This window comes from Candidatus Phytoplasma mali (assembly GCF_000026205.1).
GTDB classification, from domain to species: Bacteria; Bacillota_I; Bacilli_A; order Acholeplasmatales; family Acholeplasmataceae; genus Phytoplasma; species Phytoplasma mali.
On the sequence record NC_011047.1, the window covers coordinates 346,559 to 370,998 of the forward strand.

Genomic DNA, 24,440 nt, shown 5'->3' on the forward strand with positions numbered 1-24,440 from the left:
AATTTAATATGTGTATTAGTTTATCCATTAATTTAAATAAAAAATTATTTTATATTATTTCAGTTAGTGGTGGAGTAGACTCAATGGTTTTATTAAATGTTTTATTTCATAAAAATATTCGTTTAGCTGTAGTTCATTTTAATCATTTAAAAAGAAAAGAATCATTTAAAGATAAAATATTAGTAGAAAATTATTGTTTAAAAAATAACATCCCTTTTTTTTATTTTGAAATTAAACCACTATCAAATAATTTTCAAAATGAATCTAGGCTTTTAAGACAAAAAAATTTACAATCGGTTGCTTTGCTTTATCGTACTTATTATATTATAACAGCTCATCATTTAGATGATTTGGCAGAAAATATTTTTATGAAAATTTCTCGAGGGAGTTCTTTGTTAGGATATAGCGGTGGTATGCAAGTTAAACAAAAAATTTCTGATTTTTATTTTTTAAAACCTTTTTTATATGTAAACAAAAAAGAAATTTTAAACTATGCAAAAAAAAATAATATTCATTATTTAGATGATATTACTAATACTTTAGATATTTATAAACGTAATGAAATTCGTAATCAAATTATTCCTTGGTTCAAAAAAGATATTAATTTTTTAAAACATATTAAAATTTATCATTTTCAACTCTTGGGTGCTCATAAATTTATTAGAAATGAAACAAAAAATTTTTTTAAATTACAAAATTCTAATCTTTTTTGTTTAAAAATTTTTTTAGATTTACATTCAACAGTACAAAAAGATATTATTTTGTTTTTGTTCGAAAATAAAAATATTTTTAAAAATTTTAATTTATTGCAAGATATTATCAAGGGTTTAAAAGAAAAACTTAAACCTAATTTATGTTGGGATATTTCTAAAAATTTTCAATTTGTTAAAAGTTATGATCATTTTTTTTTGTTAGATAAAACAAAAAAATCTTTAAAACAATTTAAAAAACCTATTTTATGTATGGTTTTATTTTTAGAATTAATAAATTTTATTTTTAATCACATGTGTCAAATTTATTATGATAATTTATTATTGCCTTTAAAATTAAGACATCGTAAACAAGGCGACATTATAAAATTTTTATATGGTACAAAAAAATTAAAAAGTTTTTTAATTGAAAAAAAAATACCTTTATACAAAAGAGAAGAATTATGGTTAATAGTTGATGATCAAGATCAAATTTTATGGATACCACAAATATATATTAATAAAACTTTAGGTAAAAAAAATAATTGCTATTTAATTTTAAAATAATCATTTTAATATAGTTTTTTTTTTATGATAAAATAAATTATAATAATTATCAATTTTTATATTTTATTTTAATTAAAATAAAAATAAATTATAAAGCAATTAAATTATATAAATAGAATTTTAAATTAAAAAATTTATAATTTTATTTTTTTGACTATTACATAATAAGGAATATTAAGTTAATGAAAAAAAATATAAAAGACATTTTTAAAAATTTTAATATTTTTTGGTTTTGTTTTATTTTCTTACTTTTAAGTTTATTGTATTGTTTAATTATGATGGAAATTAGTCATCAACATGACAATAATAAACCTTCAGAAATTATTGCTGTATTAAAAGAAATTAAAGAATTACAAACAAAATCAACAGAAGAATCAAAAAAAGAATCAAAAGAATCAAAAGAATCAAAAGAAGACAAGACTAAAATTATAAAAATAAAAAAATTTGACATTCACGAAACTTCAAATTATGGTTCTTATTTAATTGTTTTCCAATGGGGAACGGGAAATAAAGATTCTTTTGAATGGGAGAAAGAACTGAAATTTCCTAATGTTGATCAAGAAACTTATAAAGAAATAATGAAAATTTGTTTTGAAATTATAGGAACACCTATAGATAAAAAAGATAATATTACAAATTTATCACAAATGATTACTAAAATTAAGGAAAAAACTAATTTGATTCCATTACAAAGAATACCGTATCAGCCTTATTTTGGATTTGCTCCTTTTATTTCCGCTGTTAATATTTGTATTTTAATTATTATATTTTATTTTATATACAACAGTATTGAAAAAACTAGCGCCCAAATTTCTGGAAAAAATTTAAATATATCAAGACAAAAAGTTTTAGTTAATCAACAAGAATTTACTTTTAAAGATATTGCTGGAGCTGATGAAGAAAAAGAAGAAATGTCAGAATTGATTAATTTTTTAAAAAACCCTTTTAAATATGAAGCTATGGGTGCTAGAATCCCTAAAGGTGTTTTATTATATGGACCTCCTGGGGTTGGAAAAACTTTGTTAGCAAAGGCTGTTGCTGGTGAAGCTAAAGTACCTTTTTTTGCTGTTTCTGGTTCTGATTTTATAGAAGTATATGTAGGATTAGGTGCTTCTAGAATTAGAAAGTTATTTAATGAAGCTAAACAAAATGCTCCTTGTATAATTTTTATTGATGAAATAGAAACTATATCACATCAAAGAGGGAGTGTAAATTATAGTAATAGTGAACATGATCAAACTTTAAATCAGTTATTGGTTGAAATGGATGGATTTACTAAAAATATTGGTGTTATTGTAATGGCAGCAACAAATCAACCAGAATCTTTAGACCTTGCTGTTACTAGACCAGGTCGTTTTGATCGTCATTTTCATATTACTTTACCAAGTGTTAAAGATCGAGAAGCTATTTTGAAACTACACGCTAGAAATAAAAAATTTAATGATGATGTAGATTTTGAATCTTTAGCTAAACAAACTCCAGGATTTAACGGAGCTCAATTAGAAGCAATTTTAAATGAATCTGCATTATTAGCCACCAGAAGAAACGTTTTAGTGATTTGTAACGAAGATATTAGCGAAGCCCTAGATCGTGTTTTAATGGGGCCTTCTAAAAAAAGTAAAAAATATAACGATAAAGAAAAAAGAATGGTGGCATATCACGAATCAGGCCATGCTGTTATTGGTTTGAAATTACCAGAAGCTGACCAGATTCAAAAAGTAACAATTATTCCTAGAGGTAATGCGGGTGGATATAATTTAACTTTACCTCAAGAAGAAACTTTTTTTTCTTCTAAAAAAAGACTTTTAGCTCAGATAACTTCTTTTTTAGGCGGCCGTGCTGCTGAAGAAGTAGTATTTCAAGATGTTTCGAATGGTGCATATAGTGATTTTAAATATGCTACAGAAATTGCTAAAAAAATGGTAACTCAATATGGTATGAGTGATTTAGGTCCTATTCAGTACATGGAAAATAATTTTTATAAAAATTTTTCAGATTCTAAAGCTGTGGAAATTGATAAAGAAATTCAAAAAATAATTGATTATTGTTATCAAAATGCTAAGAAAATTATTACTGAAAACAGAGATCTTTTAGATTTAATTTCTAAATATTTATTAGAAATAGAAACTATTACTCAAAAAGATTTAGAAGAAATTTTAAACACTGGTATTATTGAATGGTGGGAAAAAGATAAATTAAAAAAAAATCTTCAAAAATCAGAAAAAGAAGACTGTAATAAATAAAAATAAATATAATTTTATATTTATATTAATGTTTTATAAAATCTCTTTTTTAAGAGATTTTTTATTTTTTAATTATAATATTTTTTACTAGAAAGGAAAAAATAAATTTGGGGGAAGAATTTTTTATTATTGATGTAGAAAAAGGTATGCGTTTAGATCATTTTTTAAATAAAAAAATTAATTTTAGTAAAAACAGATGTCAAAAATTAATAATTTTGGGAAAAATTTTAGTTAATAATAAACCATCTAAAAAAAGTTATATTTTAAAAGAAAATGATCATATAAAAGTATTTATTCCTTCAACACCTCTTAATGTTTTACAACCTATTGATTTAAATTTAGAAATTATTTATGAAGATGAATTTTTAGCTGTTATAGATAAACCGAAAAATTTAGTTATTCATCCTTCTATAACTTTTTCTGGAGTTACTTTGATCAATGGTTTATTATTTCAAATTAAAAATTTTAGAAAAATGGATGGTTTAAGACCTGGAATAGTTCATCGTTTAGATAAAGACACAACTGGTTTGATTTTGGTAGCTAAAAGTGAAGAAATTAGACAACAATTACAATTGTCTATTCAAAAAAGAGAAATAAAAAGGTATTATTGGGCTTTAATTCATGGGCACTTGGAAAAACAAGGTAAAATTATTTTGCCTATTGGCAGACATCCTCATAATCGTATAAAGATGGCGGTTGTAAAAAACGGCAAACCATCTATTACTTATTTTAAAGTTTTAAAATATTTTAATAATTTTTCTTTAATAGAATGCCAATTAGAAACAGGTAGAACACATCAAATTCGAGTTCATTTATCTTATTTAAAACATCATATATTAGGTGATAAATTATATGGTTTAAAAGAGAATTGTTACTCTAATGAGAGTCAATTTTTACATTCTAAAAAAATAGAGTTTATTCATCCTATAACTAAAAAAAATATTTTTTTAGAAAGTATTTTACCTATTGGATTTCAAAATGTTGTTAAAAAATTATCTATAAAATAATTATTTATTATATGTTCTTTAATTTTATTATATATAAGGGTAGTGAGGTTAATGGAAGAAATAAAAAAAAGAATTATATTTTTGATTGACAAAATTAATAAAACAAATTATGAGTATTATACTTTGAATGAATCTAGTTTAAACGATCAACAATATGATGCTTTATTTCGAGAATTACTATATTTAGAATCTAAATATCCAGAATATAATTATAAATTTAGCCCAACAACTAAAATTGGTGGTCCTATTTCATCAAAATTTCATAAATTTTTACATGAAAAATCAATGTTATCATTAAACAATGTTTTTAATATTAAAGAATTAAAATTGTTTTATGATAGAATTTCTAAAAAAATTTCTAATTTTACTTTATTAACTGAATTAAAAATAGATGGATTAGCTGTTAGTTTAAAATATAAAAAAGGAATTTTAGACAAAGCTATTACTAGAGGTGATGGTTATCAAGGAGAATTAATTACTGATAATGTTAAAACTATTAAAGAATTACCTTTAAAACTAAAAGAACCTTTAGATTTAGAAGTCCGCGGTGAAGTTTATATGTCTTATGAATCATTTAATTATTTGAATCAAATTAGAAAAAAGGAAAATAAAAGTTTATTTGCCAATCCAAGAAATGCAGCTTCCGGAACATTAAGACAATTAGATTCTAAAGTGGCTGCTGAAAGAAATTTATCTATTTTTCTCTATACTATTGTAAATCCTCCAAAATTTATTATTACTCAAAAATCAATTTTAGAATTTTTAACTTATTTGCAATTTCCTGTTAATAATTATTACGAATATGTTTTGAATTGGGATCAATTAATTAAAAAAATTAGTTATTATGAAGAAATTAAAAATCATTTAGGTTATAATACTGATGGCATTGTTATTAAAATTAATGAATTATCATTTCATTCTATAATTGGTTATACTTCTAAAGCTCCTAAATGGGCTATTGCTTATAAATTTAAAGTTTTTAAAACTGAAACTTTAATTAATAATATTTTATTTCAGATTGGAAGAACAGGCATTGTTACTCCAATCGCAGAGCTTTTACCAACTATAGTTGATGGTAGCGTAATTTCCAAAGTTAATTTACACAATTTTGATTATATTAAACAAAAAGATATTAGAGTTAATGATTTTGTTTTGGTTCATAAATCTGGTAGTATTATTCCAGAAATTATAGAAGTTATTAAAACTAAAAGAAAAAATCAAATTCCTTTTGAAATGATTACACATTGTTATTCTTGTAATACTAAATTAATTAAAAAAGACTCTAATCATTTTTGTTTCAATTTAGATTGTGAAGAAAAAAAAATACAAGAATTATTTTATTTTGTTTCTAAATCAGCTATGGATATTAATGTTTTAGGATTACAAACTTTAAAGATATTATTTTATAAAGGTTTTATAAATAATATTTCAGATCTTTATTCTTTAAATCAATATAAAAAAGAAGTTGAAGAATTACATGGTTTTGGTAAAAAAAAATTTAATAATATTATTATTTCTTTAGAAAAAAGTAAAAATAAATGTTTATCTAATTTTTTAATAGGTTTAGGAATTAAGAATGTTGGTATTCATTTAGCTAAAATTTTAGCTCAAAAATTCGAAAATATTGATAATTTACAAAAAGCTTCCATAGAAAGTTTATTAAAAATTGATGAAATAGGAATAAAAAGTGCTCAAAATATTAAAAATTTTTTTTTAAATTCAAAAAATTTAAAATTAATAGAAAAATTTAAAAATTTAGGGCTTAATTTATTTTATTTTAAAAGTAAAAATAATATTAAAAATAATATTTTTAAAAATAAAAAAGTTATTTTTACAGGTATTTTAGAAAAATATTCTAGAAATCAAGCACAAAATATTGTTATTGAGTTAGGAGGTGTTATTATTAATAGTATTACTAATAAAACAAATTATTTAATCTTAGGTAAAAATCCTGGTTCTAAATTATTAAAAGCTAAAAAATTTAATATTAAAGTTTTGCAAGAACATGAATTTGAAGAATTAATTAAATAATTTTTAAATTTTTAAGTTTATATTATATTTTTTAATATTCATTATTTTAAAATTTTAATAAATAAATGTTAAAATTTATATGTATTTTAAATTTATATATTTTTACAAAGATTTTAAAAATTATATTTCATTCTAATTGTTTCAATTATTTATATATTAAAAATAGTTTATTTTATGAATTTATAGATTTAATTAATTTTATGATATATTATATAATTTATATAGAATAAATAACATTATTTAAATAATAATATAAAATATAATGAAACAACTTATTTTTTAAAAATTTTTTTAAATAGAAAAAGAGGTTTATATTATAAGTGCAGTCGTTGTCGTCGTTATTAGGAGATTTAACATATCCTATAATTATATTAATGATTTTAATAATATTTAATGCTATTTTTGCTGCTAGTGAAATAGCTTTAGTTTCTTCAAGTGAGAATGCAATTGATTTAGATATAAAAAAAGGTTTTAAAAAAGCTATTAAAGTTAAAAAAAATAAAGAAAAACCAACGAATTTTTTATCAATGATTCAAATAATGATTCATATCTTAACTTTTTTACAAGGTAATGTTGTGATGAAATATTTTAGTGATTTTAAAGGTTTTCAATTATATATTATTGAAATAATTATTATTTTTGTTTCTATTATTTTTGGTGAGTTAATTCCTAAAAGATTAGCTATGAATTCTCCCTTAAAAACTACTTATATTTTTGTAAATTTAATGAATTTTATTTCTTTTCTTTTTACACCTTTAGTTTGGTTATTAACTAAAATTAATAATTTTATTTTAATTATTTTAGGATTTGATCCAAATAAAATTGTTAATTCTTTTTCTGAAGATGAAATTCGTTTATTATTATCTTCAAGTTACCGAAAAGGAATTATTGATCGAAATGAAAATGAAATTATTCAAAATGTTTTCGAATTTGATAATACTTCCGTTTCTGAAGTAATGCATCATAGAAAAGAAATAGCTGCGGTGGAGATTAAATGCACCAAAAAAGAATTAATTCAATTTATCGAAACTCAAAAATATACTAGATTTCCGGTATATGATGAAAGTATAGATAATATTATTGGTATAATTCATATTAAAGATTTTTTTAAATATTTAATAGATAATGACGAAATAGATATTAATGAAAGTAAAAAATTTTCAATTAATAATTTTATGAGAGAAGCGCATTATGTTTTAGAATTTAAAAAAATTAGCGAATTGTTTAGAGAAATGAAATTGAAACAAAATCATATGTCTATTGTTATTGATGAATATGGTGGAACTGCTGGTATTGTTACTATTGAAGATTTGATTGAAGAAATTTTAGGTGAAATTTCAGATGAATATGATAATAAAAGTGTTGATATTGAAAAAATTTCTGATAATGAATATATAATTAAAGGTTTTACTAGTTTATATGAAGTTGAAAATATTATTCAAGCCGGATTACCGGTTGATGATTATGACACAATTAGTGGTTTTATGATTAGTCAATTAAAAAGATGGCCGAAAAAAAACGAAAACGTAACAATTATTTTTCAAGGTTATCAATTTCAGAGTTTAAAATATGTTAATAGAGTAATTACTAAAGTTAAAGTGATTAAGATTTCATCTATTGATGAAAAAGATAGTGTTGTATCTATTAGTGATAAAAATTAATTTTTATTTTTATTAAAATAATTTTATTATATTTATTATTTTTTAATTTAAGTGTATAATATTTTTGATTATTATTTTTATAAAATTTAATTTTCCAAAAAATTAATTTATTATTTGGTTAGTCCTTATAGTTTTAATGGTAAAACGTAGCAATGGTAATGCTAAAATACAAGTTCGATTCTTGTTAAGGGCACCAAAATTAATTATGTATATAAATAAATTATTTCATATTTTTTAATTTTTTGGTTAATCGCGGACGTCGTATAGTGGTTATTATACGTGCTTGCCAAGCACGAAATGGGGGTTCGATTCCCCTCGTCCGCTCCATGATTAATTTGAAGTTATTATTTAGAAAATATTTATTATTAATAATAAAAAGTTTTAATATAAAAAAAGCTAGATTAAATTATATCTAGCTTTTTTTATATTTATATATTTTATTATATGAATTTTAACAATGATTACTTAATTTTGGTGCGGATAATGAGATTTGAACTCATATAAGAAATAATTCTTACATACCCCTCAAGCATGCGCGTCTTCCAATTTTCGCCATATCCGCAAATGATAAATTAATATCATTATTATATTTTTTAATTTTTTTATTCTATGGAAAAAATATAAAAAATATTTTTTTCTTCATTTTCTATCATTTCTATCTCTATTTGAACAAAATTTTTTTTTAAAAATGATTTTAAATTATTCAGATTTTTTTTTCGGATTAATTTTTTGTTATAGAAAATAGTTAAAAATTCTGAATCATTTTTTATTAATTTTTTTATTAAATAAAAAGTAGCTTATTGGGATAGAATTAAGGAGTTTCTTCTTACGTTTATTACCCTTAAAGCCCCCCACACCACCGTACAAGCAAGTTTCCAAGCATACGGCGGTTAATTGAGTTTATTTTTTCAACATATAATTTTAGTATAATATTATATCATTAACAATGATAAAAATATTTTAAAATTTAGTTTTCGAAATCAGTTATTTCTGATACTCTGTGTTGGGAGTTTTTCTTTTTTTGTTTTTTATATTTACTCAAAATTCTTCCAACATTCTATATGATGAAACTCAGTTTTCCCCTTTCGCCTTGTAAAGGTTATTAACCTTTTCCTTGGTGAGTCAGTTAATCAACATATTCCAATGTTGATTTTTAATTGTTCACGACTACTATGGTTCTGCTTTCCCCTTGCCATTAATGATTTTTTTCTTATTTAAGGAAAAAATATGGTTTAGGGGGATAGAAGTTACTCTAAATTACTACCTGATATCTTTAGGTGAGATGACCTCTTTTTATTTTTTCTACCATAATTAAATTATGTATAAAAAATTCGTTTTTAACTAGAGGTGAGTTCTTAGATTTTATGACCTATTTTGTTAGGTTGATAATTTTAAGCATCTAAACAAAAAAATACTTAACCGCTCTAAGATTGGAAAAATTTAACTATTGTATTCCCAAGTTATGTTATTACTCTTCTTTTTTCTCTTAGGAGTATTTCAACTCTTATCCATAGATATCTTCATCTTGCGTAATCTTTTTGGGTAAATAGTTTTCCCGCATTTCGCTTTTATTCTCTGCTGTAATTCTAAATTCTTTCGTTTTTAGAACCGAGAATCTGATGTAGCATATTATCACAATGCTTGCAATTGGTTAGTTTGCTAGTAATTTAGGCATCTTTCTCGCCCTGTTTAAATCATTGTTTTTATATATTTTTTTTTCTTCTAAAAAACATATAAAATCATTATTATTTTCATTATTATTTAACGTTAAATCTGTATCTTTTTCATTTATTATTTTACCTATTTTTGTATTTTTTAACTTTTGTTTCATATTATTTAAGTTTTTTTCTAAATCTAAATTAGGATCAAAAGTTAAAAGCACACTATATCCTTGTGCAAAACTTTCTGTTTTTATTATTTTGATATTTTTTTCGGGTAAAATATTAATAATTTTTTGTACTTCAAGATATATTTTTGTTCGGTTAGGTAAAATAATAATATTTCTATTATCAATTTCTTTAATTTTTTCTATAAAATCATTAACTTTTAAAGACATATTTATTGTTTCATCTATTATAATATCAGCATTTAATTCTTGAAATGATTGTAACATTTTGTTACCAGATACTACAGTTATTATAGTATATTTAGAATTTTTTTTTTCTTTTAATTGATTATTTTTTTTTGTTTTTATTATTTTTTCATGTTGTTGCTTCATGTTATCTATTTTTATTTTATTTAATTCGCCATAATTTAATAGATAATTTAATACAATATCAGGGTTATTAGTATGTATATGTAATTTTAGAATATTTTCATCAATAATTAAAACTACAGAATTCCCTTTATTATGTAATTTTTTTTTTATTTTTTCTTTATCTATTTGATTATCATTTTTTAAATTTATTATGTACTCGCTACAATAAATATATTTTAATTCCTCTATATCTAAATTATGAATAGCTTCGAAATTATTGTTTTCTTCTTCTTTATTATTATATTCTAATTTATTGCCTTGTAAGAACATAAGCATCCCTTTTAAAATTTCAATAAAACCAGCTCCTCCACTATCAACTACTTTAGCTTTTTTTAAAATAGGTAATAATTGTGGTGTTTTTTCTAAAGAAATTTCACTATTTTTAATGATTTTTTGCATTAATTCATTAATATCTTGGTCTTTGTATTCAATTTCTTTCATACTTTCGACAGATTCACGAATTACTGTTAAAATAGTTCCTTCTGTTGGTTCCGAAACAGCTTGATAAGCTTTTTGATAGCCACAAATTAAGGTTTTCATAAATTCTGAAATGTTTATAGTATTTTTATTAATTTCTTTTAATTTTATATAAATTCCCGCAAAAAATTGAGATAAAATAACTCCTGAATTACCTTTAGCACCTATTAATAAAGCTTTAGATAAAACTTCTGCAATTTTAATAATAGAATCAGATTGTATTTTATTGATTTCTTTAATACCTTCCATCATTGTCATTTTCATATTATTTCCAGTATCTCCATCCGGCACGGGAAAAACATTTAAATTATCTATTTTTTTATAATTATTTTTTAAATTAATAGCACCATTAGTAATCATTTTTTTAAATAAATCTGCGTTAATTTTTTTTGCATTTATCATTTTTGTTGTTACCTATTTTCTAATTTATTTCTATATTAATAGTTAATAATATTTTTTTATATAATATTATTTAACTTTATATTTTAAATTTGATTTTTTTTAATAATTATAATATAATTATGATAATCATTATTTATTTTAGTATATTTTTATATTTTTATCAAATATTTTTAATATTAAAATATTTGATATCGAAAGGGTGGTTCAAATTTCATATGGGAAGATGTTATATTTCACAAAAATCAACTTTATTTGGTAATAAACGTAGTCATTCTATGAATGCAATCAAAAGAATTTGGAAAACAAATTTACAAAGTATTAGAATTGAAGATGAAAATGGTAAAATTAAAAAAATTAAAATATCTGCCCGTTCTTTAAAAAAATTAAATTTTAAAAGAGTTTGATTAATTTAATTTTAATTTAATTTTTTAAGTAAAGCATAATATTTATTTAGAAAGCAACAGGTTTTAATTATTTATGTATAAAAATATTGAAAATAAAAAAAATTTTCTTTTTCGTTTTATTTTAGTTATTACATCTTTTATGGTTTTATCATTAAATTTTGTAAATGGTCAGAAAAATTTTGAAAATATTTTTAGTTTTATACAATGTAGTTATTTATTTTCATTTTTAATTTTAATTTTAAGTTTTATTAATTCAAAAAGTAAATTGATTAATAAATTCCAATATCAAAAAATTGTTTCTAAACTGAATTTTATTTCTTTAGTAAATATTTTGATTTCAGTTATAATTTTAGTTGGTTTTATTAAAAGTAGTGGATTAATTAGTCCAAAGGATTCTTCAAATAATTTGAGTCTTCTTAGTTGGCTTTTTAATTATATTTTGTGTTATTTTATTTTTCCTATTTTATTATCATATTTTGTTTGGCGTAATTACTCTTTTCCAAGTTATAAAAATCTTTGGATTCTTTTAATTTTCCCTTTTTTTTATTTTTTAATTGATTTTTCAATATATTATTTTAGATATTGGGACGGGAATGAATTACGATATACTCGTTTTATTTCACCAGATATTCAAACAGAATCAATATCATTAATTTTTAATTTAATTAAAATTATGCTATCTTTTCTTATTTTAGGTGGATCCTTTATTTTTATTAAAAATTTAAAAAATTACAAATTATTTAAATTTTTTTTAATTATTTTATCATTTTTTTGTATATCTTTAATTTTTTATAATAAATACGACTTTCAACATATGAGAAAAGCTTTATTAGAACATGATATTCAAGGTTCTTTGCAAAGTGTTGAGTCGCAACATATTGCTTATGAAATTAGTAGTATGGTAACTAATAAAACTAAAGATGAATTATTTTCGAATAATAAAAAAATTTTAGAATTAGGCGCTGGAATAGGCAATATTACTCAATATTTAGTTGATAAATATGGTGTACAAAATATTATTTCTATTGAGATTAATTCTGATTCTTGTGATTTTTTAAGAAAACGTTTTCCTGAATTAACGGTTATTCAAGGTGATGTAAAAGATGTTCAAAAATTATTAAAAGAAAATAGTATTTTATTGACAAATATTGAGGGGATAATATCTACTTTACCGGTTACTATTTTGTCTACTGAAACTGTTCAAAAATTAGATTCTTTAATTGAAATAATTATGCAAAAAAACAACAACATTAAATATATAGAATATCAATTGTTTCCGTTTTTTGATATTATTCATAAAAATAAATTACATTTGATAGATTATAATAAAGAAATTTTTAAATTAAATAAAAAATATGTGTTTACTAATTATTTTATACCTGTAGTTTTATTAGAATATACATTTAAGAAAAAAGTTGATGAAGAAACTTTAGAACCTTCTTCTGATAATCATAGTTTTAATAATGTATCAACTTTTTTTGATAACGGTTCTTATTAGTTCTATTAATAATAATCATCGATTATCACCTTGCTCATCTTCTTTATCAATTTATTCAAAACAAGATATTTTGGAAAATTCTAAAGATAATCATTCCGAAAATTTATCAAATATAATGAATTCGGTAAGGAGTTTATCTGAATTTTCTAATAAAAAAAGTAAAAATAGAAAAAATTTTTTAAATAAGTTTAAAAAATGGATAAATAAAATTTTTTAAAAAAATTCAATAAAATATATTTTTAATAAAAAAAGTTATTTTCTATAATAATAGAAAATAACTTTTTTATTTTATTATTTCATTAAAAAAATTTAAACTATTGATTATTTTTTTAATAATAAAAGTTAAAAAAAATGTTGTTATTAAAATTGATAATGATTTCCATAATATATATTTTTTTCCAATTATGTTCCACAAATTTATGTTGTTATTATCTTGATAATAATATATATTAAAATATATAAAAGATAAAGTATTAAATATTTGATAAAAAAATGAAATTAAAACAAAAAAAATATAAAATTTTAAATAGCTATTTTTTTTTTTCAAAATTAAACCTGGTAAAATACCAAATAAAATAGCAATAATAATACTAATTATAGGATTATAAGTATATTTTTGATGATTGTTAATTAAAAAAAAACCTAACGTTTCTGATAAAAAAGAACCTAAAAAAGATAAATAAAAAGGAATATAAAAAGACATTATTATTAGTGGTAAAAATTTAATTGTATAATCATAATTTCTAAATTTTATAATTGAATTATTTAATGGTATTGTATTATTAATTTTTGCTAATACAATTGATAACGATGATAAAAGAGATGTTAAAGTAATTTGTTTTAAAATTATTAAATTATCTTTTTTCATGATATAAATTAATTTTTCTATAATAAAATTAAGTTATAAATTCAAAAACACGATCACAAATTTTAATTTTATTTTTAGAAAAATAAACTCCTTTTTTTATCAATTCTTCTTCAACTCCTATTTTTTTTAAAAAAATAGCAAATTTTTTAGTAGCTTCTTCATTATTAAAATCAGTTTTATAAAAAAATTTTTCTATTTTTTCTCCTTTAACAACAAAAAATCCTTGATTATCTTTTTTAATAACAAAATCAGGTTTTTCTTCTTCTAGTGTGTATGTTTTAAAAGAAGAATTTTCGCATAATGGTAAGTTTACAACGTTTTTTTTTATCATTTCCAACATTTTATATTTTAATATTTTTAGATTTTGGTTTTTTAATAATGAAGTAGGTATAATATTTTTATTTAATATTTTTTTTTGTAATTCTATTAATTTTGTTTTCGCACCTATTATATCCATTTTGTTTGCTATAATTATTTGTGGTTTTTTTAATAAATTCTTATTATATATTTTTAATTCTTGATTTAAGTTTTCAATATCTTGTAATGGATTACTTTTACTCATATCACACATATGTATCAAAATACGGCATCTTTCGATATGTTTTAAAAATTTAATTCCCATTCCTTTTCCTAAATGAGCATTTGGTATTAAACCTGGTAAATCGGCTACAATAAAACTTTCATTGTCCACATAAACCATTCCTAAATAAGGTTTTAAAGTTGTAAAAGGGTAGTCCGCTATTTTTGGTTTAGCATCAGAAATTATAGAAATTAAGGTAGATTTACCTACACTAGGATAACCTATTAAACCAACATCAGCCAGAATTTTTAATTCAGTTTTAATTTTGAAGCTTTCTCCTATTCCTCCTTTTTCTGCATATTTAGGAACTGGATTTTTAAAAGTTGCTAAAGATTTATTCCCTTTTCCACCTCTTCCTCCTTTTGCAATGGTTAATATTTCACCATGTTTTAATATTTCTCCAGTTATTTCATTTTGTAAATTATAAATAATAGTTCCTAAAGGAACTTTTATATAAATATTTTCAGCATTAGCGCCATGTTTATTTTTATTTTTACCATTTTCACCATTTTTAGCTTTTAAGTGTTTTTGGTATTTTAGTTTTAATAAATTATTTTCGCTTTGTTCTCCTATAAAAAAAATAGAGCCACCTTTTCCTCCGTTACCTCCATCAGGACCACCCAAAGGAACATATTTTTCTTTTCTAAAGGAAACAACGCCATTACCGCCATTACCAGCTTTAATTTCATTAATTGCTTCATCTATAAAATACATTTTATATAATTTTCCTTCAATTTTTTAGAATATTAAAATTAAAAAAAAATATAAAAACTATCTTTTTATATTTTTTTTATATTTTCATAAACAGAAACTTGTTTCTTGTTTTTTTTATTTGTATATTTAATAAACCCATTTATTTTAGTAAATAAAGTGTAATCACTACCTACTCCTACATTATAACCAGGATGTATTTTCGTTCCTCTTTGACGATAAATAATAGAACCCGCAGTAGCATATTGACCGTCTGATATTTTTGCTCCTAATCTTTTAGAATGGGAATCACGTCCGTTACGAGTAGATCCTACTCCTTTTTTAGATGCAAATAATTGAATATTTAATTTTAATAACATTTTTTCTCCTTATTAAATTTCAAAATTATTTAATGTTTGAATATTCTTTGATATGCTTTTTGTAATTTTTTTCTAGTTCTTTGAAACAATATTCTAAATTATTTAATAAAACCATCATTATTGAATTTTGTTTTAATATTTTTAAATTTAAAAAACCATTTTTTAATATATAATCAATATTTTTTTTTAATCCTAACATTTTTAAATTATTTAAAGTTAAAATAATTGCTGTTGAAACCGAAGAACAAACAATATCATTATTTTTTTTATCATATAAAGAGTGTCCAAACACTTTAATTTTTTCTATTTTTTTATTTTTTTTATAAAAATAATAATAAATCATATTTTAATTAAATTTATGCAATTATTTTTGTAATTAAAAGTTTAGTATAATTTTGTCTATGTCCTTGTTTACAACGATATTTTTTTTTACTTTTATATTTAAAAACAATAATTTTTTTTGCTCTTCCATGTTTAATTATTTGTGCTTGAACTTTAGCACCAGATACAAAAGGTTGGCCTAAAATATTATTTTTACCACCAATAGCTAAAATTTCTTTAAATTCATAATTACTTTTTTCCATAAGTGATATTTTTTCTACAAAAATTTCTTGTCCTTCAAAAACTCTAAATTGTTTACTACCATTTTTTATTATTGCAAACATATTTTTTATCCTTTGTTTTATTTTTTTATTTAAGTTGATAAAGTATTTTTGATATTTTTATTTTTCATTATATAACGATTATTTTTACTAATTTGACATTCATAACAACAACTACCAAAAAATTTATGTTCATTTTTTTTGCTACAAAAGAATTGTTTATTGCAAATTGGATTTGCACAATTTATATACCTTTCACAGGGTTTATTGTCAAAATTATCTTTACCTACTATTTTATATTTTTTATTATTTATTTTAATAGCAATGCGACTATCAAAAACATATAATTTTCCATTCCATAAAATGTCGTTTGTTAAATTTGCACTACCATAAGTAATAATTCCACCTTTTAATTGGTAAGTTTCATCAAAACCTTTACTTTTTAAAAAAGCAGAAAATTTTTCACAACGTATTCCGCCAGTACAATATGTTATTATTTTTTTATTTTTAAGTAAATTTTTGTTGTTTTCTACCCATAAGGGTAATTCACGAAAATTTTTAATTTTAGGGTTAATGGCGTTTTTAAAATGACCTAATTGATATTCATAATGATTTCTAACGTCTATTATGATATTATCGTTATTTTTTAAATTTTCATGAAATTCTTTAGGATTTAAATAATTACTTTTTATTTTTAACATATCTATATCTTTATCTAGTTTTAAATTAACTATTTCTTTTTTAATTTTAATAGATAATTTATTAAATACGTTTTTTTTATATTTAGTAATTTTAAAATCTATATCTTTAAAAATTTCATTTTCTTGCATTATTTTAATGTACTTGTTTATGTTGTCGACTTTTCCAGATAAAGTGCCATTAATTCCTTCATGAGATATAATTATTCTACCTAAAAGTTTTAAATTTTGACAAAATTTTAAATGTTTATTTTTAAAACATTGAAGATTTTTAATTTTTGTGTACTTATAATATAAAATTATAATATATTTTTCTATTTTTTTCATAAAAAATAATAACCCTTTATTTATAAAAATTAATAATTTATTATTAATTATAGCATTTTGTTTGTTAAAATTTTTAATTTTAAAATTTTATTAAAAATAATAATGATCATAAATTCTTTATTTATTTTAAAAGATTTATGATCATTTAATTATTTTGATTTATAAAAAAACTAATTTTTAAAAATTATAACCAATGTGTGAAATCTGTAGTTTCCATTTTAAAATTTTTTGTTTCTTCATCTTTTGTAACTTTTTTTCCTATTGCTACTATTAAAATTGGTAAATATTTTTTTTCAATTTTGAAAAGTTCATTTATTTTCTTTTTATTAAAACCACCAATAGGACATGTTTCATAACCATAATTTTTAGCAGATAACATTAATTGCAAAGATACAATACCACATTCTAAAAAAAGTTCATTTTTTATTTCTTCATTGGTCATAGAATCATAATAATTATTGATTTTTTTAAATATTATTTCTTTTTTTGATGTTTCTAAATCATTATATATTTTTGTTTTTAGTTCTTTTTTGTTTATATCTCCAAAAATTAAAATCATAGCCGAACTAGTTTCTAATTGACTTCGATTTCCATTATTTAAACAAATTGCTAATTTTTTTTTATTTTCTAATGTTTCAATAATAAAAAAATGCCATGGTTGAAGATTAAAAGAAGAGGGAGCATATGAGGTATCTTTTAGAATTTTTTTAAAAACATTTCTTGGTATTTTATGATTGTTTTCGAAAGTACGAATTGCTCTTCTAGAAGTTAATAAATTCATTTAAAAATCTTTAACTTAATTGTTGATTGAAATATTTTAAATTATTTATATATATTTCTAATTCGTTTATATTTTTTTCTTTGCAATAAACTTGAAAAACACCTTTTATTAACATAGATTTTGTTTTCTGTAAATTTGTATTAAATTCTGCATTAAATTTTTTTTTAAAGGTTTTAAAATTGTTGTTTGTTTCGTCTATTAAATTTGAAATTTTTTTTTGTTGTAATTTTGACATATTTGCAGAAATTTCTGTATTTTTTAAAGTTAAAGTTAAAGTTAAAATTAATAATATAAATAAAACTAAAAAATTTTTTTTTTGTTGATTTATAATTTTCATTTTTTTAAACTTTCTTTTATTTATTATTTATAATTTTATTTATTTTAAATAAATAAAATATTAATTAGAATATATTTTTTATTTTAAGTAGTTATTATTTAATATTTAAAGCTTTCAAGCCTGCTAAATTTAATATACTTAAAGGTTTATTGAAATGTGGTTGAAAGAAGAAATCTACTAATGATAATTCTTCAACAGTCATGTTTTTTTGAATACAAACACTTAAAGTATTTATTTTTTCTGTTAAATCTGTTTTAGAAATAATTTGGCCACCTAAAATTTTACGAGAAATTTTATCGAATATTATTTTTAATATAACTGCATCATATTTAGGCATAAATTCAGGTCTATTAGCATCTTTAATAATTACAGAATCATAATTATTCCCTAATTTTTTAGCTACATTTTCATTTAAACCGGTAGAAGCAATATGCCAATCATAAATTTTAATACCGCTTGTTCCTTGAGTTCCTAAATATTTAAATTTTGGGGTTTTAATATTTAAACCTACAATCATTCCTGTTCTAATAGCGTTTGTTGCTAAAGGAATGTATTTGGGTTCTTTTGTGGGGTTATAATAACTATTTATACAATCACCACATGCATAAACATCTGGATGGGAAGTTACCATGAATTCATTAATTAATATAGCTCCATTTTCTGAAACTTTTATTTTATCTTTTATTAAATTTGTATCTGGTCTGAAGCCAATACACATAATTAACATTTCAGTTTCAAAAGTTGATTTTTCAGTATGAACTTTAGTTATCAATTCTCCTTCAACATCAAAACCGGTAATTTTTTGATTTAAAGCTAAATGAATACCATGATCTTTTAGTGTTTTTTCAGCTATATCAGTAAATTCTTTATCTAAATATTTAGGCATAATTCTTTTTTCTGCATCTATTAAAACTATTTTTTTACCTTGTACTGCTAAAGCTTCTGCTAATTCAATGCCAATGTATCCAGCTCCAACTATTGTGATTTTATTAATATTTTTAATATATTTTATAATATTATTTGCGTGATTAAAATTTTTAGATAATAAAACATTTTTTGATTTAATTCCTTCTAATTGTGGTATGATAGGCCAAGAACCTAAAGCTAAAACTAATTTATCAAAATTGTCAATAAATTCCTTGTTTGTTTCTAAGTCTTTAACTAAAACTTGTTTTTGTTTTAAATTTATATCGATAATTTCATGTTTTAATTTGATTTCTGCACCCATATTTAAAAGTTCATCTTTATTAGAATAAAATAAACCATTTTTATCTTTAACAACTCCTTCTATATATAAAGCTATACCACAAGAAAGAAATGAAATATTATCATTTTTATCGTAAATGGTTAATTTTGCTTGAGGATTGTTTTTTTTAATAGTTTTCACTGCTGCTGTTCCTGCATGAGTACAACCAATTATAATTACCTTCATTTTATAAGAAAACCCCTTTCAACATTCATTTATTTTTTTATGCATACTTATATATATTCAGCTCATTTACATTATAATATATTTTTATTTTTATAATGTATTTAAAACATATTTAACACTATTATATCTAACATTATTATTTTAAACTTATATCAATTTATATTCAAGTATTTTTTAAAATATTTTCAATTTTTTTTATATATTTTTTAAAAATTTTAATTTTTGATTATAAATATATAAATCTATTTATTTAAATAATTTTTATTGTTATAATAATGTAAAACTTTTATTATTATTTTATAATAAACTTAATTTAATATTTTAAATATTAAATTATTTTATACGGTGTTTAAAAATGCAAATAAAAAAAATAAACAATAAACAAAAAAGAATTAGAAATTTTTCTATTATTGCTCATGTTGATCATGGAAAATCAACTTTAGCTGATAGAATTTTAGAAATTACTAATACAGTTGAAAAAAGACTTATGCAAAAACAATTTTTAGATTCTATGGATTTAGAAAAAGAACGTGGTATTACTATTAAATTAAATGCTGTTCAAATTATTTTTAATGATAAAAAAGGTGATGAGTATATTATGCATTTAATTGATACACCTGGACATGTAGATTTTAATTATGAAGTTTCTCGTGCTCTTGCTGCCTGCGAAGGGGTTATTTTAGTTATTGATGCAACCCAAGGCATCCAAGCACAAACTTTAACTAATTTTTATTTAGCTATAGAAAATAATTTATTAATAATTCCTGTAATTAATAAAATTGATTTACCAAATGCTGATGTTAATAAAGTTCGAAGAGAGATTAAAGATACTTTAGGTATTGAACCAGAAAATACTATTTTAGTTAGCGGTAAAACTGGTGTAGGAGTTACTGAAATTTTAGAAAAAGTTGTTTCTAATATTCCATCGCCTAGAGGAGATATTAATGAACCTTTTCAATCTTTAGTTTTTGATTCTTTTTTTGATCCTTACAAAGGTGTTGTTTCTTTAATTAGAGTTTTTAGCGGCAAGATTCAAAAAGGTGATCAAATTCGTTTTATGTCTAATAACGAAGTTTATGAAGTTTCAGAAGTTGGAGTTTATAGTCCATTTCAAACTCCCAAACCATTTTTATTTGTAGGAGAAGTAGGTTATTTATCTGCTTCTATTAAAAATATTGATAAAGTTAGGGTTGGTGATACTATTACTAATCATAAAAATCCTACTAAACAACGTTTACCTGGTTATCGTAAAATTCAACCGGTTGTATTTTGTGGTCTTTATCCGATTACTTGTAGTAAATATGAAACTTTAAAATCAGCTTTAGAAAAATTGAAGTTAAACGATGCTTCTTTAACATTTGAACCCGAAACTTCTGTTGCTTTAGGATTGGGCTTTAGAATAGGTTTTTTAGGCCTTTTACATATGGAGATTATTCAAGAAAGGATTAGCAGAGAATTTGATATAGAAGCTATCACTACTGCTCCTTCTGTAATTTATCATGTTTATACTAAAAAAGGTACCAAAATTTTAGTTGATAATCCTTCTAAATGGCCTAATACTCAAATAATTGAAAGAGTAGAAGAACCTTTCATAAAAGCAACTATAATTTGTCCACAAATTTATATTGGAACTGTTATGACTCTTTCACAAAGTAAAAGAGGACAATTAAAAGATATTAGTTATTTAGATAAAAATATAGCTATGATAATTTATTTTTTTCCACTTTCTGAAATTATGTATAATTATTTTGATAAACTAAAATCTGTTACTAAAGGTTATGCTTCTTTTGAATATGAAATAGATAGTTATCGTTCTTCATCGTTACAAAAAATGGATATTTTACTAAATGGAGAAGTTATTGATGCTCTTTCTATTATTATTCATAAAGATTTTGCTTATTCTAGAGGTAAAGTAATTTGTTCTAAATTAATAGAATGTATTCCTAAACAAATGTTTGAAGTTCCTATTCAAGTAGCAATTGGAAAACGAGTTATTGTAAGAGAAAACATTAAATCTATGCGTAAAGATGTTATTTCTAAATGTTATGGTGGAGATGTTAGTAGAAAAAAAAAATTATTATCTAAACAAAAAGAAGGTAAAAAGAAAATGAAAAATTTAGGAAAAGTGAAATTACCACAAAAAGCTTTTTTAGCTATTCTTTCTACTGAATAATAATTTGATCAATTTAATTATTTAAATTTAATAAATTATTATTTATTTTCGGATACTTTTTTTAATTGGATATTTTTAAAAATATAGAAAAAATATAGAATATTTTTGATTAAATGAATATTATTTGTTTTATTATATATTACTTAATTATTTTTATTTATTAAAAAATTTTTAAAAAAATTTAATAATTATTTTATTTATATTAATATTTTTTAGGAAGAAACTGAATTTATGGCTAATTTGATTGAATTAAAAGATATAACTAAAACAATTGATGAACAATTAGTTTTAAGAGGTATTAGTCTCGAAATTAAAACTAATGAGTTTGTTACTTTATTGGGTCCTTCGGGTTGTGGTAAAACTACTATTTTAAAAATTATTGGAGGATTTGAAGCTCCTAATAATGGTGATCTTTTATTCGAAGGTAAAAGTATTTTGCAAATACCTGCTCATAAAAGACCAGTTAACACTGTTTTTCAAAAATATTCTTTATTTCCTCATTTAAATGTTTTTGAAAATATTGCCTTTGGTTTAAGAATTAAAGATTTTAATTTATCTATTAAACAAAAAATAAAAATTTTTAAAAATGATAATAAACAAGAAATATATAATTTAAAACAAATTTATCAAATCAAAATTCAAGAGTTATCAAATATTTTAAAATATTTTACTATTCATAATAAAGATAAAATTAAATTTAACATTAAGCAATTAAAACAAAAATTAAAAATAGAAATCACTAATTTTAAAAATAATTTTAATTTTGAATTAAATAAAATGTATGATAATATTTTAGATAAAAAAGATATTGAAAAATTAATTCGTCAAAAAGTGTTTAAATATTTAAAAATTGTGGGTTTAGAAGGTTTTGAAAATCGAAATATTAATCAATTATCAGGTGGGCAACAACAAAGAGTAGCTATAGCAAGAGCTTTAATTAATGAACCAAAAGTATTATTACTAGATGAACCTTTAGCAGCTTTAGATTTAAAATTAAGACAAGAAATGCAATATGAATTAAAAGAAATTCAAAGAAATTCAGGAATTACTTTTATTTTTGTTACACATGATCAAGAAGAAGCCTTAACTATGAGTGATAAAATATTAGTTATGCACCAAGGTGAAGTACAGCAAATAGGAACTCCAGAAGATATTTATAATGAACCGACTAATAATTTTGTTGCTAAATTCATAGGAGAATCAAATTTAATTTCTGGAATAATGAAAGATGATTATTTAGTATTTTTTGATAATCGCGAATTTAAATGTATTGATCATGGTTTTAAAAAAAATGAAAAAGTTGATATTGTTATTAGGCCTGAAGATATTGATATTGTAAAAGAAGAAAAAGGTTTAATAACTGGTAAAGTTATCTTAGTAGCTTTTAAGGGAATTCATTGGGAAATTAATGTAGAAACTTCTTATAGAGTATATATTATTCACACCACAGATTATTTTAAATTTAATAGTTTTGTTGGGCTTTTTTTTAATCCCGAAGATTTACATGTTATGGAAGTGTGGTAATGGTTTATAGAAAAAAAAATTATTTATATAAAATATCATTAATCCCTTATTATTTAGTTTTAATATTTTTTATTTTGTTGCCTATTTTTTTTGTTATTTTAAATTCTTTTCAAGAAACTAATAATGAAGGTTTTGTCCATACTACTTTTACTTTAAAATATTATCATTCTCTTTTTACTAATTTTTCTTTTTTTTATATTTTATTGAGATCATTATCGATATCTATTATTACTGTTTTTTTGCTTTTTATCATATCTTATCCTTTGGGTTATATTGTTTCTAAATTTAATCCTTTAACACAAGGGATTTTAGTTTTATTAATTAATGGTATGATTTGGATTAACATGATTTTAAAAACACAAGCATTAGTTCAAATTTTTAGTTTTTTAGAAAAAATTTTTCATGTTATAATTTTAGAAACTAATTTATCCATGTTTATTGGTTTTATTTATTTATTTTTACCTTATATGTTTTTGCCTATTTATTTAAGCATTATTTCCATAGATCCTCATTTAATTAATGTTGCTAAAGATCTTGGTGCTAATGAAACACAAGTTTTTAAAAAAATTATTTTTCCTCTATCTTTCAACGAGTCTTTTATAGGGTGTATTTTAGTTTCTTTTCAAGTGGTAACTAATATTGTGGTTTCTAAATATCTTGGTCATTCTACTATTCCTATGATTTCTGAATTGATAGAAAATCAAACCCTTTTAATTGGAGATATTCAAAGTGTTTGTTCTATTGCAGTTAATTTAATTTTATTAGTGTTATTGGTTTTTATTTTTTGTAAAAAAAGAAAATAATTTAAAGGT

21 protein-coding genes and 3 tRNA genes are annotated in these 24,440 nt (G+C 21.3%); 12 read left to right on the plus strand and 12 right to left on the minus strand.

Annotated features, from left to right (window positions below):
- The first annotated feature begins 8 nt into the window (after positions 1-8).
- The 7 genes from tilS (at position 9) to ATP_RS01510 (ending at position 8,525) form a co-directional block, all read left to right on the plus strand.
- Positions 9-1,256 carry a tRNA lysidine(34) synthetase TilS gene (gene tilS, locus ATP_RS01480; RefSeq protein WP_012504420.1) on the plus strand — a complete coding sequence of 416 codons (1,248 nt, stop codon included), beginning with the start codon at positions 9-11 and terminating at the stop codon, positions 1,254-1,256.
- Positions 1,257-1,438: 182 nt separating this feature from the next.
- Positions 1,439-3,499, plus strand: coding sequence for an ATP-dependent zinc metalloprotease FtsH (ftsH, locus tag ATP_RS01485; protein ID WP_012504421.1), 2,061 nt, complete (start codon positions 1,439-1,441; stop codon positions 3,497-3,499).
- 107 nt (positions 3,500-3,606) lie between these two features.
- A complete protein-coding gene (locus ATP_RS01490; RefSeq protein ID WP_012504422.1) occupies positions 3,607-4,506 on the plus strand; it encodes an RluA family pseudouridine synthase in 900 nt (299 codons plus the stop codon).
- A 51-nt stretch (positions 4,507-4,557) separates the two neighbouring features.
- On the plus strand, positions 4,558-6,537 hold the full coding sequence (gene ligA / locus ATP_RS01495; protein ID WP_012504423.1) for an NAD-dependent DNA ligase LigA: 1,980 nt from the start codon (positions 4,558-4,560) through the stop codon (positions 6,535-6,537).
- A gap of 320 nt (positions 6,538-6,857) precedes the next feature.
- Positions 6,858-8,198 (plus strand): hemolysin family protein, encoded by a 1,341-nt coding sequence (locus ATP_RS01500; RefSeq protein ID WP_320408552.1) that lies wholly within the window; start codon positions 6,858-6,860, stop codon positions 8,196-8,198.
- Between the two features lie 121 nt (positions 8,199-8,319).
- Positions 8,320-8,394, plus strand: a tRNA-Thr gene (locus tag ATP_RS01505).
- A 56-nt stretch (positions 8,395-8,450) separates the two neighbouring features.
- Positions 8,451-8,525: transfer RNA gene (locus ATP_RS01510), tRNA-Gly, on the plus strand.
- A gap of 145 nt (positions 8,526-8,670) precedes the next feature.
- On the opposite strand, the gene ATP_RS01515 is transcribed toward ATP_RS01510, so the two are convergent.
- From ATP_RS01515 to ATP_RS01520, 3 genes are all read right to left on the minus strand, one after another.
- A tRNA-Leu gene (locus ATP_RS01515) sits at positions 8,671-8,760 on the minus strand.
- Positions 8,761-8,800: 40 nt separating this feature from the next.
- The gene (locus ATP_RS02945; protein ID WP_148208585.1) at positions 8,801-8,980 is read right to left on the minus strand and encodes a hypothetical protein; all 180 of its coding nucleotides are present in this window, start codon (positions 8,978-8,980) and stop codon (positions 8,801-8,803) included.
- An 869-nt stretch (positions 8,981-9,849) separates the two neighbouring features.
- Positions 9,850-11,334 carry a DAK2 domain-containing protein gene (locus ATP_RS01520; protein ID WP_012504425.1) on the minus strand — a complete coding sequence of 495 codons (1,485 nt, stop codon included), beginning with the start codon at positions 11,332-11,334 and terminating at the stop codon, positions 9,850-9,852.
- 215 nt (positions 11,335-11,549) lie between these two features.
- Between ATP_RS01520 and rpmB the strand changes: the two genes are divergently transcribed.
- The gene (gene rpmB, locus ATP_RS01525) at positions 11,550-11,738 is read left to right on the plus strand and encodes a 50S ribosomal protein L28 (protein ID WP_012504426.1); all 189 of its coding nucleotides are present in this window, start codon (positions 11,550-11,552) and stop codon (positions 11,736-11,738) included.
- Between the two features lie 73 nt (positions 11,739-11,811).
- Positions 11,812-13,236: an SAM-dependent methyltransferase gene (locus ATP_RS01530; RefSeq protein ID WP_012504427.1), complete on the plus strand. Its 1,425-nt coding sequence runs from the start codon at positions 11,812-11,814 to the stop codon at positions 13,234-13,236.
- Between the two features lie 283 nt (positions 13,237-13,519).
- Here the strand turns inward: ATP_RS01530 and ATP_RS01540 are convergent, their stop codons facing one another.
- The 9 genes from ATP_RS01540 to ATP_RS01580 form a co-directional block, all read right to left on the minus strand.
- The gene (locus tag ATP_RS01540) at positions 13,520-14,104 is read right to left on the minus strand and encodes an ECF transporter S component (RefSeq protein WP_012504428.1); all 585 of its coding nucleotides are present in this window, start codon (positions 14,102-14,104) and stop codon (positions 13,520-13,522) included.
- Positions 14,105-14,132: 28 nt separating this feature from the next.
- A complete protein-coding gene (gene obgE, locus ATP_RS01545) occupies positions 14,133-15,398 on the minus strand; it encodes a GTPase ObgE (RefSeq protein WP_012504429.1) in 1,266 nt (421 codons plus the stop codon).
- A gap of 65 nt (positions 15,399-15,463) precedes the next feature.
- Positions 15,464-15,754 carry a 50S ribosomal protein L27 gene (gene rpmA, locus ATP_RS01550; protein ID WP_012504430.1) on the minus strand — a complete coding sequence of 97 codons (291 nt, stop codon included), beginning with the start codon at positions 15,752-15,754 and terminating at the stop codon, positions 15,464-15,466.
- A 25-nt stretch (positions 15,755-15,779) separates the two neighbouring features.
- The gene (locus tag ATP_RS01555) at positions 15,780-16,097 is read right to left on the minus strand and encodes a ribosomal-processing cysteine protease Prp (RefSeq protein WP_012504431.1); all 318 of its coding nucleotides are present in this window, start codon (positions 16,095-16,097) and stop codon (positions 15,780-15,782) included.
- Between the two features lie 13 nt (positions 16,098-16,110).
- On the minus strand, positions 16,111-16,419 hold the full coding sequence (rplU, locus tag ATP_RS01560) for a 50S ribosomal protein L21 (protein ID WP_012504432.1): 309 nt from the start codon (positions 16,417-16,419) through the stop codon (positions 16,111-16,113).
- Positions 16,420-16,448: 29 nt separating this feature from the next.
- Complete coding sequence (gene trhO, locus ATP_RS01565; protein ID WP_012504433.1) at positions 16,449-17,381, minus strand: oxygen-dependent tRNA uridine(34) hydroxylase TrhO; 933 nt, start codon at positions 17,379-17,381, stop codon at positions 16,449-16,451.
- 184 nt (positions 17,382-17,565) lie between these two features.
- Positions 17,566-18,162 (minus strand): nitroreductase family protein, encoded by a 597-nt coding sequence (locus tag ATP_RS01570; protein ID WP_012504434.1) that lies wholly within the window; start codon positions 18,160-18,162, stop codon positions 17,566-17,568.
- Between the two features lie 10 nt (positions 18,163-18,172).
- Positions 18,173-18,499: a hypothetical protein gene (locus tag ATP_RS01575; RefSeq protein ID WP_012504435.1), complete on the minus strand. Its 327-nt coding sequence runs from the start codon at positions 18,497-18,499 to the stop codon at positions 18,173-18,175.
- 94 nt (positions 18,500-18,593) lie between these two features.
- Positions 18,594-19,931 (minus strand): FAD-dependent oxidoreductase, encoded by a 1,338-nt coding sequence (locus ATP_RS01580; RefSeq protein ID WP_012504436.1) that lies wholly within the window; start codon positions 19,929-19,931, stop codon positions 18,594-18,596.
- A 355-nt stretch (positions 19,932-20,286) separates the two neighbouring features.
- On the opposite strand from ATP_RS01580, the gene lepA reads away from it, so the two are divergent.
- From lepA to ATP_RS01595, 3 genes are all read left to right on the plus strand, one after another.
- On the plus strand, positions 20,287-22,104 hold the full coding sequence (lepA, locus tag ATP_RS01585; protein ID WP_012504437.1) for a translation elongation factor 4: 1,818 nt from the start codon (positions 20,287-20,289) through the stop codon (positions 22,102-22,104).
- A 231-nt stretch (positions 22,105-22,335) separates the two neighbouring features.
- Positions 22,336-23,628 (plus strand): ABC transporter ATP-binding protein, encoded by a 1,293-nt coding sequence (locus ATP_RS01590; protein ID WP_012504438.1) that lies wholly within the window; start codon positions 22,336-22,338, stop codon positions 23,626-23,628.
- A complete protein-coding gene (locus ATP_RS01595; protein WP_012504439.1) occupies positions 23,628-24,431 on the plus strand; it encodes an ABC transporter permease in 804 nt (267 codons plus the stop codon). The genes ATP_RS01590 and ATP_RS01595 overlap by 1 nt, the downstream gene beginning before the upstream one ends.
- Positions 24,432-24,440 lie beyond the last annotated feature (9 nt).